The 15,025-nt window shown below is 73.8% G+C and carries 14 protein-coding genes; 4 read left to right on the top strand and 10 right to left on the bottom strand.

Annotated elements, in window-relative coordinates:
• Nucleotides 1-215 precede the first annotated feature (215 nt).
• Both ACZ6B8_RS12125 and ACZ6B8_RS12120 read left to right on the top strand, forming a co-directional pair.
• On the top strand, nt 216-2,651 hold the full coding sequence (locus ACZ6B8_RS12125; RefSeq protein ID WP_471607139.1) for a polysaccharide lyase 8 family protein: 2,436 nt from the start codon (nt 216-218) through the stop codon (nt 2,649-2,651).
• 34 nt (nt 2,652-2,685) lie between these two features.
• Nucleotides 2,686-4,566 (top strand): DUF2264 domain-containing protein, encoded by a 1,881-nt coding sequence (locus ACZ6B8_RS12120; RefSeq protein WP_471607138.1) that lies wholly within the window; start codon nt 2,686-2,688, stop codon nt 4,564-4,566.
• 10 nt (nt 4,567-4,576) lie between these two features.
• On the opposite strand, the gene ACZ6B8_RS12115 is transcribed toward ACZ6B8_RS12120, so the two are convergent.
• From ACZ6B8_RS12115 to ACZ6B8_RS12095, 5 genes are all read right to left on the bottom strand, one after another.
• Nucleotides 4,577-5,158, bottom strand: a complete 582-nt coding sequence (locus tag ACZ6B8_RS12115) for a GAF domain-containing protein (RefSeq protein WP_471072398.1) — start codon at nt 5,156-5,158, stop codon at nt 4,577-4,579.
• Nucleotides 5,155-5,748, bottom strand: a complete 594-nt coding sequence (locus tag ACZ6B8_RS12110; RefSeq protein WP_355814010.1) for a GTP-binding protein — start codon at nt 5,746-5,748, stop codon at nt 5,155-5,157. The genes ACZ6B8_RS12115 and ACZ6B8_RS12110 overlap by 4 nt, the downstream gene beginning before the upstream one ends.
• Nucleotides 5,726-6,097: a DUF742 domain-containing protein gene (locus tag ACZ6B8_RS12105; RefSeq protein ID WP_471072402.1), complete on the bottom strand. Its 372-nt coding sequence runs from the start codon at nt 6,095-6,097 to the stop codon at nt 5,726-5,728. Before ACZ6B8_RS12105 ends, ACZ6B8_RS12110 begins: the two co-directional genes overlap by 23 nt.
• A gap of 2 nt (nt 6,098-6,099) precedes the next feature.
• Nucleotides 6,100-6,534 (bottom strand): roadblock/LC7 domain-containing protein, encoded by a 435-nt coding sequence (locus ACZ6B8_RS12100; protein ID WP_223778127.1) that lies wholly within the window; start codon nt 6,532-6,534, stop codon nt 6,100-6,102.
• Between the two features lie 81 nt (nt 6,535-6,615).
• Complete coding sequence (locus tag ACZ6B8_RS12095; protein ID WP_471607137.1) at nt 6,616-8,598, bottom strand: sensor histidine kinase; 1,983 nt, start codon at nt 8,596-8,598, stop codon at nt 6,616-6,618.
• Between the two features lie 321 nt (nt 8,599-8,919).
• Here ACZ6B8_RS12095 and ACZ6B8_RS12090 point away from each other — a divergent pair, with 321 nt between their 5' ends.
• On the top strand, nt 8,920-9,438 hold the full coding sequence (locus ACZ6B8_RS12090; RefSeq protein WP_471607136.1) for a CGNR zinc finger domain-containing protein: 519 nt from the start codon (nt 8,920-8,922) through the stop codon (nt 9,436-9,438).
• A 49-nt stretch (nt 9,439-9,487) separates the two neighbouring features.
• Here the strand turns inward: ACZ6B8_RS12090 and ACZ6B8_RS12085 are convergent, their stop codons facing one another.
• The 3 genes from ACZ6B8_RS12085 to ACZ6B8_RS12075 all read right to left on the bottom strand — a co-directional run bounded on the left by ACZ6B8_RS12085 (nt 9,488) and on the right by ACZ6B8_RS12075 (nt 13,103).
• The gene (locus tag ACZ6B8_RS12085; protein ID WP_471072412.1) at nt 9,488-10,732 is read right to left on the bottom strand and encodes an MBL fold metallo-hydrolase; all 1,245 of its coding nucleotides are present in this window, start codon (nt 10,730-10,732) and stop codon (nt 9,488-9,490) included.
• Between the two features lie 268 nt (nt 10,733-11,000).
• The gene (locus tag ACZ6B8_RS12080; RefSeq protein WP_471607205.1) at nt 11,001-11,786 is read right to left on the bottom strand and encodes an SGNH/GDSL hydrolase family protein; all 786 of its coding nucleotides are present in this window, start codon (nt 11,784-11,786) and stop codon (nt 11,001-11,003) included.
• 267 nt (nt 11,787-12,053) lie between these two features.
• Nucleotides 12,054-13,103, bottom strand: coding sequence for an aldo/keto reductase (locus tag ACZ6B8_RS12075; protein ID WP_471607135.1), 1,050 nt, complete (start codon nt 13,101-13,103; stop codon nt 12,054-12,056).
• 232 nt (nt 13,104-13,335) lie between these two features.
• On the opposite strand from ACZ6B8_RS12075, the gene ACZ6B8_RS12070 reads away from it, so the two are divergent.
• The gene (locus ACZ6B8_RS12070; protein WP_471607134.1) at nt 13,336-14,142 is read left to right on the top strand and encodes a tyrosine-protein phosphatase; all 807 of its coding nucleotides are present in this window, start codon (nt 13,336-13,338) and stop codon (nt 14,140-14,142) included.
• 10 nt (nt 14,143-14,152) lie between these two features.
• On the opposite strand, the gene ACZ6B8_RS12065 is transcribed toward ACZ6B8_RS12070, so the two are convergent.
• Together ACZ6B8_RS12065 and ACZ6B8_RS12060 are read right to left on the bottom strand one after the other, a co-directional pair.
• Nucleotides 14,153-14,269 carry a DUF6126 family protein gene (locus ACZ6B8_RS12065; RefSeq protein WP_355814311.1) on the bottom strand — a complete coding sequence of 39 codons (117 nt, stop codon included), beginning with the start codon at nt 14,267-14,269 and terminating at the stop codon, nt 14,153-14,155.
• A gap of 50 nt (nt 14,270-14,319) precedes the next feature.
• Nucleotides 14,320-14,979 carry a helix-turn-helix domain-containing protein gene (locus tag ACZ6B8_RS12060; RefSeq protein WP_471072421.1) on the bottom strand — a complete coding sequence of 220 codons (660 nt, stop codon included), beginning with the start codon at nt 14,977-14,979 and terminating at the stop codon, nt 14,320-14,322.
• Between the last annotated feature and the right edge of the window lie 46 nt (nt 14,980-15,025).

The following is a 15,025-nucleotide window of genomic DNA, read 5'->3' as shown; positions in this document are numbered from 1 at the left end:
TGTCGGAGTCAAGGAGTGCGCCCGATGACCGAAGGGGCGACCCAAGGGCCCGCGCCGACACCACCCCTCGCGGTGGCACAGAAAGAACGTAGAAAGATCCCGGCCCTCTTGCGCCGCCATAGCAACCGCTTACATGCTGGCGCGCAATCGCATCGCGTACCGCCGTGCCGCCCCTCCTCGCCGCCCCATGTGCCCCGACACCCCTGGGAGTTCGCATGCCCACGACCGTCCCCGGCTCCACCGGCCCCCGCCGCCGCACGCTCCTGGCGGCCGGGGCCGCGTCCCTCGTCGTCCCGTCGGTGGCGGGCGGCACCGCGTGGGGCGCCGCCCGGGAGGACGGTTTCGCGCCGCTGCTCGCGCGCGCCGCGGACCAGCTCACCGGCGGCGACTTCGACGCCGCCGACCCGGACTTCGCCGGCGCCCTGAAGACCCTGGACACCCAAGCCACGAACTGGTGGGGCACATTGGACCGCTCCGCCGGGCGGACCGCGCTCTGGCCCGACCTGGCGCCCGCCGCCGACCCCGGCAACTTCGGCCAGAGCTACACCCGTCTCCGTACCCTCGCGACGGCCTGGGCCACACCCGGCACCTCGCTCACCGACGACGCGGACACCCTCGACGCCCTGCTCGGCGCGCTGCGCTTCCTGCACTCCGCCGCCTACCGCCCCGGCCGCCCCGAGTCCGGCAACTGGTGGTTCTGGGAGATCGGCGCGCCCCGCGCGCTCATGGACACCTGCGTGCTGCTGCGGGAACACCTGCCCGCCGACGACCTGGCCGCGTACAGGGCGACGGTCGCGGCGTTCTGCCCCGACCCCGACCGCCGCACCAGCACGCCCTCGCTGGCCGAGACCGGCGCCAACCGTGCCGACAAGGCCGTCGTCGTGGCCCTGCGCGGGCTGCTCGCCCGGGACGCGGCGACCGTCGCCCTCGCCCGGGACGGTCTGTCCGACGTGCGGGACGGCGGCCGGAACAGCCTTTTCGCGTACGTCACTTCGGGCGACGGCTTCTACGAGGACGGCTCGTTCGTGCAGCACGGCTCAGTCGCGTACACGGGGACGTACGGGAGCGTGCTCCTGGGCGGCGCGGGGCAGTTGATCGCGCTGCTCGCGGACTCGCCGTGGGCGGTCACCGACCCGAAGACGTCGGTGCTGTACGAGGCGGTGGACCGGACGTTCACGCCGGTGCTCTTCGACGGGCTGATGATGGACGCGGTGCGCGGCCGGGCGATCTCGCGGGAGAAGGCCAGGGACCACACCGACGGGGCGGTCACGCTCTCGCACATCCTGCAGCTGGCGTCCGGCGCCCCGGCCGCGTACGCGCGACGCTGGCGGGCCATGGTCAAGGGGTGCATCCTGCGCAACAAGACCACGCCCTACGCGGGGTTGGTGGGCATCCCCGCGTTGGCCCGCGCCAAGGCCGTCCTCGACGACGCGTCGGTGCCGGCCGCCGACCGGACCACCGGGCACGTCGTCTTCGCCGACATGGACCGGGTGGTGCACCGGCGGCCCGGCTGGGCGCTCGCGCTGTCCCTCTCCTCCCGCCGCATCGCCGCCTACGAGGCGGGCAACGGCGAGAACCTGCACGGCTGGTACACCGGTGACGGCATGAGCTACCTGTACGACGCCGACAATCTGGGGCAGTTCGGCGACGGCTTCTGGGCGACCGTCGATCCGTACCGGCTGCCGGGGACGACCGTGGACACGCGCGCGCGTGCCGACATCGGCTCGGGCGGCGGCACCAGCACATACCGCCCGAGGAACGCCGTGGCGGGCGGCGCGGTCCTCGGCGACCGGTACGGCACCGCGGCCATGGAACTGCTCGCCGACGGCAGCACGCTGCGGGCCCGCAAGGCCTGGTTCTGCCTCGACGACGTCGTCGTGGCGCTCGGCGCGGACATCGCCGCGCGCGACGGGCGCACCATCGAGACGGTGGTCGAGAACCGCGTCCTGCCCGGCGCAGGCCCCGCGCGGCGCCTGCTCGTCGACGGCCTCCCGCAGCCCGGCCACGACGGCTGGTCCGCGCGGCTGCGGAGCACCCGGTGGGCGCACCTGGAGGGCACTGGCGGCTATGTCTTCCCCGACTTCCCCGGCCGGGCCCGCGACCTCGGGCTGCGCGCCCTGCGCGAGGAACGCGCCGGCGCCTGGCGGGACATCAACACCGGCGCCGACACGGGCGGCAGCACCACCGAGGTGCGGCGCCGATATCTGACCCTGTGGCTCGACCACGGCGTCTCCCCCGACGCGGCGTCGTACGCCTACGCCCTGCTGCCCGGCGCGAGCGCGACCGCGACCGCCCTGTGGGCGCTGGCCCGGCCCGTGCGGATCGTGGCCAACGACGCCACCGCGCAGGCCGTCGAGGCCCGCCGCGAGGGGCTGTTCGCGGCGCACTTCTGGGCGCCGGGCCGTGCCGGGGGGCTCGCCGCCTCCGGTCCGGGCACGGTGCTGCTGCGCCGCGACCACCGGGGCGGCGTGACGCTGGCGGTCGCCGACCCCGGCCGCACCGGCACGACGCTCACCGTCGAACTCCCCTTTCCCGTAAGAAAGGTGGTGCGCGCCGACGACACGGTGACGCTCACGCCGGGACGCCGGCCGGTGGTCACCGTCCAGGTGGCGGGTTCACGCGGCCACACGCACGGCGCCGAACTCGCGTGATCACCCGCATCGTCCACCGAGGAGTGACGGACCCATGCCCGCACCGCATCTGACCCTGCCGCCCACCGACCGCGTCCTGTCGCCGCTCACCGGCTGGACCCGGGCGCACTGGGAGGCCCTCGCCGACCGGCAGTTGGCGGCGCTCGTCCCGTACGCGACACCGGGGTGCGCGCAGTACCGGTTGCCGGGACGCGCCAGTTGGTCGGGCGTGGTGTCGGACGGCCTGGAGGGGTACGCGCGCTCCTTCCTGCTCGCCGCGTTCCGGATCGCGGGAGCGGGCGGCGCCGTGGACCCCGGGCTCGTCGAGCGGTACACACGCGGGCTGGCGGCGGGCACCGACCCGGACAGCGGCGAGGCCTGGCCCCGGCTCACCGACTGCTCGCAGCAGATGGTGGAGGCCGCGTCCGTCGCGATCGGCCTGCACGAGACCCGCCCGTGGATCTGGGACACGCTCGACGCCCGGGTCCAGGAGCGGGTGGTCGACTGGTTCTCCGGCTTCGTGGGCGCCAGGACCTGGGACAACAACTGGCGGCTCTTCCAGGTGGTGTCCGAGCAGTTCCTCGCCTCGGTCGGCGCCCCGTACAGCAGGGCGGACATCGAGGGCGGCCTGGACCGCATCGAGGACTGGTACCGCGGCGACGGCTGGTACAGCGACGGCGACGGGCGCAACTTCGACTATTACATCGGCTGGGCCCTGCACCTGTACCCGCTGCTGTGGGCCCGGATGGCCGGCGCGGAGGACGGTGGCCGCGCCAAGGCCTACCGCGAGCGCCTCGCCCAGTACCTCGCCGTCTACCCGCACTTCTTCGGCGGCGACGGCGCCCCCGTCCATCAGGGCCGCTCCCTCACCTACCGTTTCGCGGCCGCCGCGCCCGTGTGGATGGGCGCGCTCGCCGACTGCACCCCCCTCGCGCCGGGCCTGACCCGGCGCCTCGCCTCCGGCACGGCGCGGCACTTCGTGGAGCGCGGGGTGCCCGACGAGCGGGGGCTGCTGCCCCTCGGCTGGTACGAGACGTTCCTGCCCGCGACGCAGCCCTACTCGGGGCCCGCGTCGCCGTACTGGGCCAGCAAGGGATTCCTCGGCCTGCTGCTGCCCGCCGACCACCCGGTGTGGACGCGGCGCGAACTGCCGCTGCCGGTCGAGGAATCCGACCAGTACACGGCACTCCCCCACCCGGGCTGGCTGCTGCACGGCACCCGGCACGACGGCATCGTCCGCCTGGTCAACCACGGCAGCGACCACAACCCGCTCGAAGGACCCGCCGAGGACGACCCGCACTACGCCAAGTTCGGCTACTCGACGGCGACCGCCCCGGAGACCGCCCCGCGCGCCTGGGAACGCGCCGTCGACGGCCATCTGGCGCTGCTCGCCCCGGACGGCACCGCCACGCGCCGCCGCCGCATCCACCCGCTGGCCTGCGCGGGCCGGGTGGCCTCCTCCCGGTACGAGGCCCAACTCCCGGACGACGAACGGGAGTACCCGATCGAGACCACCAGCGCGCTGCACGGCCCGTGGGAGGTCCGCGTCCACCGGGTGCAGGGCCCCGCGGGGGCGACGGTCCGCGAGGGCGGCCACGCGGTGGCGGACGAGACACGGCCGCACGCCGAGCGGGGCCCCGGCTGGGCCCTCGTACGGACCGCGACCGGGCTGACGAGCGCCGTCGTCGGCCTGTACGGCTGGGACGAGGAGGCGGGCGTCGCCCGCGAGGTGGCGGCGAACGCGTACGGCCCGCACTCCGCCACCCCGTTCCTGACCTCCTCCGCCCACCCGGGCGGCGCCTCCGTGCACGTCACCCTGGTCGCCCTGTCCCGGGACACGGTCCGGCCGCGGGCCCTGCGCGAGGCCGTCACCTGCGCCGTGGACGCCGGCCGCGTCCGGGTCCGCTTCCCCGACGGGACCGTGCTCGACCTGTGAGCCCGACCGGTCAGATCCCGCCGTCCTCCCGCCGGTGGATCTGGTCGACCAGCTCCGCGGCCATGCGTTTGATGGTGTCGAGCCCCGCCCTGCCCCAGCGGCGCGGCTCGACGTCCACCACACAGACCGTGCCGAGCGCGATGCCCGTACGGTCGATCAGGGGCGCGCCCAGATACGAGCGGACGCCGCTCTCGTCGACCAGGGGGTTGCCCGCGAAGCGCGGGTAGTCGCGGACGTCCTCCAGGACGAGGGCCTTGCGGCGCACCACGACGTGCGGGCAGTACCCGTGGTCGCGGGGCAGATAGCGGCGCGCGTCGCCGCTCCCGGCGGGGGCGACGGATGCGGCGGACGGGTCGGCGACGGCGAGGGCGCCGTCCGGGGCGTGCAGTCCGGCGAAGAACTGCCGGTGCTCGTCGATGAAGTTGACCATCGAGCAGGGCGCGCCGGTCAGGCCGGCGAGCCGGGCGGCGAAGACGTCGAAGGCCGGTTCGGGGTACTGCCCGATGCCGAGCCCGCGCAGCCGCCGCACCCGCGCGGGCGCCTCCGTGTCGACGGGGGTGAGCAGGAGGTGCCCGGTCGGGTCGTACGTCACGTGTGGGCTCCGTAGCTGGGCTCCGGGGCGTGGTTGAGGAGGTGCTTGACGAGGATGAGGAGGGTCTGGATGCCGGAGCTGGAGATGCGGGCGTCGCAGCGCACGACGGGCACCCGGGGGTCGAGGTCGATCGCGGAGCGCACCTCCTCGGGTTCGTAGCGGTAGGCGCCGTCGAATTCGTTGATCGCCACGATGAAGCCCATGCCCCGCTGCTCGAAGAAGTCGACGGCGGCGAAGCAGTCCTCCAGCCGCCGGGTGTCGGCGAGCACCACGGCGCCGAGCGCCCCTTCGGACAGCTCGTCCCACATGAACCAGAAGCGTTCCTGGCCCGGGGTGCCGAAGAGGTACAGGACGTGCTCCGGGTCGAGCGTGATGCGGCCGAAGTCCATGGCGACGGTGGTCGTGGTCTTGTTCTCCACGCCGGACAGGTCGTCGGTGGCCTCGCTGACCGTGGTGAGCAGTTCCTCGGTGCTCAGCGGGGCGATCTCGCTGACCGCTCCCGTGAAGGTGGTCTTGCCGACCCCGAAGCCACCGGCGATCAGGATCTTGAGTGCGGTGGGGAAGGGGTCAGAGCTGTCGTCGTAATCCATCGAGCACTGCCTCCAACAGGGACCGGTCGGTGGGGTTGTGGTAGAAGTCCGGGGCCTTCTGGGTGAGGGACCCGCAGTCGAGGAGATCGCAGAGGATCACTTTGGCCACGACCGCGGGCAGCTTGAGCTGGGCCGCGATCTCGGCGACGGAGGTGGGCGCCTCGCACAGGCCGAGCGCCGTGGAGTGCTCGGGCCCGAGATAGCCGAGCGGGGTGTTGCCGGTCGCCATCACCTGGGAGAGCAGGTCGAGTTGGCTGGTCGGTCTGGTCCGGCCGTTGCTGACGGTGTAGGGGCGGACCAGCCGGCCCGCCGCGTCGTCGAGCCAGGGCCCGTCGTGCGGGGCCGCCATGCTCAACGCCTCATCGGCGCGGGTTCGCCGGCGGGCTGCCGGGGCGCGGTGATCAGGTACGGGCGGACGCTCTTGACCAGCATCGCCATCTCGTAGCCGAGGACGGCCGCGTCCGCGTCGCGCCCGGCGAGCACGGCCAGACAGGTGCCCGAGCCTGCGGTGGAGACGAACAGGAGGGTGGAGTCCAGTTCCACGACGACCTGGCGGACGTCGCCGCCGTCGCCGAAGCGGATGCCCGCGCTGCGCCCGAGGGAGTAGAGCCCCGAGGCGAGGGCCGCCATGTGGTCGGCGCTGTCCGGGTCGAGGCCGTGCACCGACTTCACGAGTCCGTCGGAGGAGAGCAGGACGGCGCTCCGGGTGTGCGGCACTCGCTGCACGAGGCCGCTCATCAGCCAGTCGAGATCGGATACATGGCCGGTCGGCGCATCGCTCGCCATGGTGGATCGACTCCTTGAGGTACGAACGTACGGAGGTCTGCCGGGGCAGAGGTGGTGGGGGGCCGGGCCTGCCGGTGCGAGTCAGCCGCCTGGTCCGCGCCCCTCGTGGGGGGCGCCGACCTCGTGTTCCCGCAGGGTGGGATCGCGGGCCTCCTGGGCCTGCGCGAGGCCGATGCCGCGCTGGAACGCGGCCATCAGGCCGGGGTCGTGGCCGACGGGGTCGCCCCCGTCGGGCCGCGGCGCCGGGGAGTCGCGCAGCTGGGGTGCGATGTGTTCCTGGGCGCGCCGCTTGGGGAGCTGGGGTCTGCCGACCCGGCCGCGCACCGCGCCGCCCAGCGGGGTCGGCGGTGCCGCGGTGTGCTCGGCGACGGCCTGCCGGTCCTCCGGGCGGATGCCGGGGGTGGCGTCGGCGGGCGTCGGACGGTCCTGCCGGGAGCCGCGCACCGGGAGCGGGGCGGGCGGGGCGCCGTTCACCGTGCGCGGGCGGTACGGGCCGGCGCCGGGGTCCGGGGCGGGCGCCGGGTGGGGCGCGGAGTGCGGGGCGGGGCCGGGCGCGGGGGGTGCGGCGCTCGGCCACTCCGGAGTGGCGGCGCCCAGGTCGTCCCGTACGCCTGCGGTCTCGCGCGAGCCTGGGGAATCCGGTCCGGCGCCGGAATCCTGGGCGCCCGCGGTGTCGAGCACGGTGCCGGAATCCTGGAGGACCGCGGTGTCGGGCACGGCGCCGGCGTCACGTACGCCTCCGGCGTCTCGTACGTCCCCGGGCTCCCCGGAACCCGTGCCGTCGTCCGCGGCTCCCGTGGCGCCCCGCGACGCCACCTCGGCCGCCGGGCGGCGCCGGGTGACCGGCTCCGCCTGCTGGTCGGCGCCCAGCAGCTCCTGCGGCAGGATCAGGACGGCCTGGACGCCCCCGTAGATGTTGGTCTGCAGCCGCACCGCGACACCGTGCCGGCGGGCCAGCGCGGAGACCACGAAGAGCCCGATGCGGCCGTCCTGGAGGAGGCTCGCGACGTTGACCTGGTCCGGGTCGGTGAGCAGCCGGTTCATCTTGTTCTGCTCGGTCAGGGGCATGCCGAGGCCGCGGTCCTCCACCTCGACGGCGAGCCCGGCGGTCACCGAGTTGGCGCGCAGCAGGACCTGGGTGTGCGGCGCGGAGAACACCGTGGCGTTCTCGACGAGTTCGGCGAGCAGGTGGATGACGTCGGCGACCGCGTGGCCGCGCAGGGTGCCGTCGATCGGCGGCACGAGTTTGACGCGCGAGTACTGCTCGACCTCGGCGATGGCGGAGCGCATCACCTCGGTCATGGAGACCGGGTTGCTCCACTGGCGGCGCGAGACGGCGCCGCCGAGCACCGCGAGGTTCTCGGCGTGCCGGCGGATGCGAGTCGCGAGGTGGTCGACGTGGAAGAGGCCCTTCAGCAGTTCGGGGTCCTCAACCTCGTTCTCCAACTCGTCGAGCAGGGAGATCTCGCGGTGGACGAGCGACTGCAGCCGTCGGGCGAGGTTCACGAAGACCTCGACCTTCTGCTCGCTGCCCGCGTGGCTGGAGAGCTGGGAGGCCTGGACGACGGCGCCGACGGCGACGTCGTGCGCACGGCTCAGCTCGTCGGCGAGCTGGTCGAACTCGTCGCCGCCGGTGCGCGCGCGGGCCGGTGTGCCGGGCGTGGGCGGCTGGTCGCCGCGGCGCAGCTGCTCCACGACGCCGCGGAGTTCGGCCTGGCCCCGCGCGGCGGTCCGGCGCAGCGCGCCGAGGCGGTCGTGCACGGTCTTGGCGGCGCGTTCGGCGGCGACGGCGGCCGTCACGATCCCGGCCAGGGCGACCAGGGCGGCCGCGGTGAGGACGGCGACCAGGGCCGTCCCCGGCCGGGCGCCGGTCGAGCGCAGGGTGAACAGCACGGCGGCGCAGGCGCTCAGGCCCACGGCGACGGCCGGCAGCACCGCGATGCGCAGGAGCTGCGGCCGTATGTGGGTTTCGGGCAGCGCGGCGGCACTGCGGCTGCCGGGCCTGCCGTGCCGGCCGCCCTCACGGCGGTCTGGACGGGCGGCCGGTGCGCGTAGGTGAGACATCTGCGTCCTCGGTGTGTGGCGACGAGGGTCCGGCGCTCGGCCCGACTCCTCTTTGCGGCGTGGTGGGGGCATCGCCGTGCCGGCCGGCAGGTCGCGACGTCAGCACTGCGTCGTGATCCCTGCGTCGCCCGACGGCCACACACGGTAGTCGGCAACGCATCATGTGCGATGGGCAGTTGACAAAGTCAGCGGGCAGCGTCCCGCTCTGGTATGACACCTCGCACGGGGGTCCGAATCGGCTCGCACACGGGCCCGATTCCCCTCCGTACGGCGACCCGCGTCCGCGCCCCGGCGCGGCCCCGCCGCTGCTGTAATGGCCGCATGCACCTCAACCCTTACGGCGAGGACGCCGTGAACCTGGCCGCCGATCTCGCCAACCGCCGTCCCACCGGCCCCGAGGAGCTCGCCGACCGCTGCCGCGCCGCGGGGCTGGCCCTCGAACAACCCGTATCGGCCGACGACTTGGCGCGCGCCCAGGAGGCCCTGGACGCCTGGGTGAAGGTCGTGGACGCCACCGAGGAGCACGAGCGCGCCGAACGGGTCAACGACATGCTCGCAGCAGCCGCCGCCCACCCCCGGCTGACCGACCACGCGGGCAGCGGCTGGCACCTGCACTACCGCGACGCCCGCCAGCCGCTCGGCGCCCTGCTGTTCTCGCTGATCTCGGTGGGCACGGCGCTGCACCTCGCGGGCCGGGGCATGCACCGGCTGCGGCGGTGCGCCGTCACCGAGTGCACCACGATCTTCGCCGACACCTCGCGCACCGGACGGCAGCGCTACTGCTCGCAGCGGTGCGCCAACCGCGACGCGGTCCGCAGACACCGCGCCCGCGCGGCGTGAGCGTCACACCCGCCGCGCCTCGGGGCGCCCCGCTCCCGGCGGGCGCACGTCAGCCGACGGGCGTCGTCTCGTGCTCCCCGTTGTCCGTGGTGCCCGTGGCGTCCGTCGCGCTGTCCGCGGCGTCGCCCTTCGGCCCCGCGACGCTCCGTACGACCAGGGTGGACGCCCCGAGCCAGCCGCCCTCCGGCACGACCGCCACGTCGCGCCACCACAGCCGCCCCGGCACGGCCTCCGCCCCGGGCTCGAAGGGCTCCCCTGGGCAGGGCAGGGCGAGCGTGACGCCCTCACGGCGAGCGGCGGTGACGGTGCCCTCGCCCGGCTCCGACCAGGCGTGCGGGGCGAGGTTGAAGGTGCCCCAGTGGATCGGCAGCAGGACGCCGCTCGGCGCGCCGCCCTGGAGGTCCAGGTGGGCCCGCAGCCCCTCCTCGGGCGTCATGTGGATGTCCGGCCACCACTCCGAGTAGGCACCGATCTGGATCATCGTCACGTCGAACGGACCGTGCTCGGCGCCGATGTCGCGGAAGCCGGCGAAATAGCCGGTGTCGCCGCTGTGGTAGACGCGGTGCTCCGGCCCCGCCACCGCCCAGGACGCCCACAGCGTGTGCTGCTGGTTGCGCAGTCCCCGGCCGCAGAAGTGCCGGGCGGGGGTCGCGGTCAGGGTCAGCCCCGCCACCTTCGCGGTCTCGTTCCAGTCCAGCTCCCGGAGCCGGTCGGCCGGCACGCCCCAGCGCTCCAGGTGGGCCCCGACGCCGAGCGGCACCGCGAACACCGTGTCGGTGCCGGCCAGGGCCTTGATCGTGGGCATGTCCAGGTGGTCGTAGTGGTCGTGCGAGATCACCACGGCGTCCACCGGTCCCAGCGCCGCGAGGGGCACCGGCACGGGGTGCAGCCGCTTGGGTCCGGCGAAGGAGAACGGCGAGCACCGCTCGCCCCACACCGGGTCGAAGAGCACCCGGCGCCCGTCGATCTCCACCAGGACGCTGGAATGCCCCATCCAGGTGACCCGCAGTCCGTCGGCCGGCGGCTGGGCGAGGTCGGCGAGGGTGGTGGGGTGCACCGGGACCGTACCGGCCGGGCCGCGGCGCAGCCGCTCCTCCCTGCGGAAGTAGATCTTCGCGAACTCCAGGCTCGACCCGGACGGGCGGGTCCTCGCGCCCACGGGGTTCTGGAAGGAACCCTCGGCGACGGAGAAGTTCGGTGATCTGCGGATCCGGGCCAGCCGGGCACCCGCGGGATCCGCGCCGAAGGGAGCGGACCGCAGCGAGCGGAGCCCGGGGATCAGGGACCGGGACACGGGACCTCCTGAGGGGGGTGGATAGGCCCTTCCATTATGTCCACCGGCCCCCGACGAGTCCTGCGCGGCATCCGAGACCCCCGCCACGTCGCCGGCGGGGCGCCGCGGGCCCGGTCGGCCCCCCGTGGCACGTCCCGTCCGGCACGTCCCGTCGACCGAGCGCAGCCGGGAACCGTACCGGGCCGGGCGCGCGGAAGGCGCCCCGCGATACGGGGCGCCCTCGTCCGGTCGCGCGGTCGGCCACTCCTGACGGCCCGGTGCCGGGCCGTCAGGAGGCTGCCTCTATCTGCATCTTGATGGTGTGCGGGTTGCGGAAGCCCTTGGCCACCACGTGGTCCCCGGAGCTCTCGCCCCGGATGCGCCGGCCGATCCACGGCACCAGGTACTCGCGCGCCCAGTGGATGTCGTCGCGCCGCACCTCCAGCGTGCCGCGCGGCGGCAGCGGCGGCCACGCCTGGTCCGGGTCCGCGGGCACGTCGAGCCCCAGGACCTGACCGGCGCGCAGCGCCACACGGGTGTGCCCCTCGGCGGACAGGTGCAGCCGGTCGCCGTCCCAGGCCCGCCGGTCCTGCACGGTCTTGAGGGACCACAGGTCGAGCACGGGGCAGCCGTACCGGTCGGCGATGGCCCGCACGTGCATGTTGTACGTGGCGATCTTGCCGCGCAGGTGCCTGAGCACCGCCACACTGCGGGTGTCGAAGCCAGTGGTCACCATGACCGTGCCGACCGCCGAGGAGAGGTCGGCGACGGCCCGCTCGAACCGTTCGGCGACCTCGTCGGGGTCGGTGCCGGGGCGGATGATGTCGTTGCCCCCGGCGCAGAACGTCACCAGGTCGGGGGCGAGCTCCTTCGCGCGCGGCAGCTGGTCCTCGACGATCTGGTCGAGGAGCTTGCCGCGGACGGCGAGGTTGGCGTACCGGAAGGTGTGCTCGGGCACCCGGTCGTCGAGCAGGACGGCGAGCCGGTCGGCCCAGCCGACGAAGGTGCCGTCGGGTCCCGGGTCCCCCACGCCCTCGGTGAAGCTGTCGCCGAGCGCTGCGTAGGAGTTGAACACGCGGTTGTTGATGGGGTGCTGGATGAAGGATGTCGACTCTGCGCTCACGAGGTAACATCCTTCACCTCCCTAAGTGACCTACGCCACCGTAGGGAGGGGTTGACGGTGCGTGAGATAAGCCACCGGTCAAGATTCGTCCAACTCGGAATAAGTGCACACTCCACCTTTTGACGTGCACATCGCCAGCTTCTCCATCACTTCACCGGAGCCGTACCGGCATCCCATGCGGCCCGGCCGTCCATCAGGGACCCGGCGATCCGGTGGGCGTCAGGCGGCCGACCTCGAACCGGCCGTGCGGCGGCGGAGGGCCGGCGTGGTGAGCGACGGCGGCGTCCACGCCCCGTCCGGCGGGTAGACGTCCGTGCCGGGCGACACGATCTCGTCGATCCGGTCGAGGGTCGCGTCGTCGAGCGCCACGGAGGCGCCCTTGAGCGTCTTCCGCAGGTGCTCCATCGTGCGGGGGCCGATGATCACGGACGTGACGGCCGGGTGGGCGAGCGGGAAGGCGGTCGCCAGCTCCGGCAGGGAACAGCCCACCTCCTCCGCGAGGGCCACGAACCCCTCGACGGCCTCCAGCTTCGCCAGGGTGCGCGGCGCCGTGGGGTCGAAGCGGTCCGGGAAGACGGTGGGCCGCCCGGTGCTCAGATCGGCGGTCCGCCCCTTGCGGTAGCGGCCGGTCAGGAACCCCGAGGCCAGCGGGGACCAGGTCAGCACCCCCATGCCCAGGCGCTCCGCCACCGGCAGCGCGTCCCGCTCGGCCCCCCGGGCCAGCAGCGAGTACGGCGGCTGCTCGGTGCGGAAGCGCCGCAGCCCCCGGCGCTCGGCGACGTGGTACGCCTCGACGACCTCGTGCGGCGGGAACGTGGAGCAGCCGAACGCCCTGATCTTGCCCTGGCTCACCAGGTCGGTCAGGGCGGAGAGCGTCTCCTCGATGTCGGTGGTGTGGTCCGGCCGGTGCACCTGGTAGAGGTCGATCCAGTCCGTGTCCAGACGCCGCAGGCTCTCCTCCACCTCCTGGATGATCCAGCGCCGCGAGTTGCCGCCCCGGTTGGGGCCCTCCCCCATCGGGAAGTGGACCTTGGTCGCGAGGACGACGTCGTCGCGGCGGCCCTTGAGCGCCTTGCCGACGATGGTCTCCGACTCCCCGGCCGAGTACATGTCGGCGGTGTCGACGAAGTTGATCCCCGCGTCCAGGGCGGCGTGGGTGATCCGCACGCAGTCGTCGTGGTCGGGGTTGCCGATGGCGCCGAACATCATGGTGCCGAGGCAGTAGGGGCTGACCTGTATGCCGGTCCCGCCCAGTACGCGATGGCGCATGCAACTCTCCTTGGCAGCGGTGCTCTTGAAGATGTTCTTGAGTTGTCCCAAGGCCGGCGACTGTACGAGTTGGAGCATGCTCCAAGGCAAGCCGTTTTCCGCTCCGGGACAGAGTTCGCCCGGCCCGGCGGACGGGAGCGGAGCAGGGGTGATTGCCCCAGGTACCCGTGTCGTATCGTCGAAGACGCACCCGCCGGCGAGCCGCGCCGGACGCAGAGCCCGAGGAGAGCCCGTGACGCAGCAGGTCCCGCCGACAGAGGTGTCGGAGCCCCAGCTCTCCGGAGTGCGCAACTTCCGTGACGTGGGCGGGCTGCCGACGGTCGACGGCCGCCACGTCCGCCGCGGCGTGCTGTTCCGCAGCGGTCACCTGGCGCACGCCACCGCCTCCGACGCCGCCTTCCTCGCCTCGCTGGGCCTGCACACGGTCTTCGACTTCCGCAACGCCGCCGACCAGCGCCTGGAGGGGCCCGACATCGCGCTGCCGGGCGTGCGCAACGTGAATCTGCCGCTGACCGACCCGGCCGACGGCGCCGAGTTCTGGAAGATGGTCCGCGACGGCGACCTCGACCAGCTGCGCGGGCTGCTCTCGGACGGCAAGGCCGCGGGCCGGATGGAGACCGCGTACCGCACGATCATCAAGGAGCGCACCGCCGAGCACGGCAAGGTACTGCACGCGCTCGCCGAGGACAGCGTGCCCGCGCTGATGCACTGCGCGGCGGGCAAGGACCGTGCCGGCCTCTCCATAGCCGTGACGCTGCTCGCCGTCGGCGTCGAGCGCGACGCCATCGAGGCCGACTACCTCGAGTCGAGCGCGTCCCACCGCCGGTACAAGGTGCACCGCACCGACAGCTCCCCGAACGCGATGGCCCCCGAGGTCCTGGAGCTCCTCGACCCGCTCTTCGACGCCCGCAGCGAGTACCTGGCGGCGGCGTTCGAGACGATCGAGCAGACCTGGGGCGACGTGGACACGTACTTCGCCGAGGGCCTCCGGGTGAGCGACGCCACCCGGGAACGGCTCCGCGAGCGCCTCCTCGACTGAGCCGGGCCGCCTACTGGTTCTTCGCGCCCAGCTCGAAGAGCAGATAGATGAAGGCCGCGAAGAGGTGGCCCACCGCCACGTAGATGATCAGGCGGACCCAGAGCGCCCGGGGGAACTTCTCCTCCATGGTGTTGCGGGCGGGCTCCGGCCGGAGGGGCTGCTGCTGGTCCGGTTCCGTCATGTCGGTTCTCCCTGGGTCGGGCCGCCGAGGCACAGCGCGGTGGCGGGGCTCTGCAGCAAGGTGTGGACGAAGAGCAGATCGGCGCCGCCCCGGTCGGCGGCGGCGATCCGGTGCGGGGTCAGCGAGTCGAAGTGCGCGCTGTCCCCCGGGTCGAGCGCGTGCGCGGTGTCCCCGAGGTGCAACCGCAGCCGCCCCTTCAGGACGTACAGCCACTCCTCGCCGGGATGGACGCGCACGATGTCGCCCTGCGCGCCGTGCGGCACGTGCACCCGCAGCGCCTGCATCCCGCGGCCGGACGCGCCCGCCTTGAAGTACGTCCAGCCGCCCGCCCGGGTCGGCTCCATGTCCGCGGCACGGACGACCGCGTCCCGGTCGGCGACCGTCTCACCGAGGAGCTCCGAGACCGTCGTACCGTAGACGCGTGCGAGCGTGAGCAGCATCGGCAGCGAGGGCTGGCGCTGTCCGGTCTCCAGGCGGGACAGGTGGGCGGGTGAGAGCCCGGCGTTGCGGGCCGCGGCCTCCAGGGTGAGGGAGGCGCGGCGGCGCAGTTCGCGCAGCTGGGGCGCCACGACGGGCAGCGCGTCGGCCGCGCGGGACGGCTCGGCGGCCGCTCGGGACGCGGGCTCCGTGGGGTCCGTGGGCTCGGCAGGGCTCATACCCTTGATTGAGCCAGAGCGTTGCCTCTCGGGCAACTTTCTTGCC

The sequence above is a fragment of the Streptomyces sp. NPDC041122 genome, assembly GCF_055592445.1.
The sequence above is the reverse complement of the archived record's forward strand: the minus strand, read 5'-3'. Positions and strand labels throughout refer to the sequence as shown.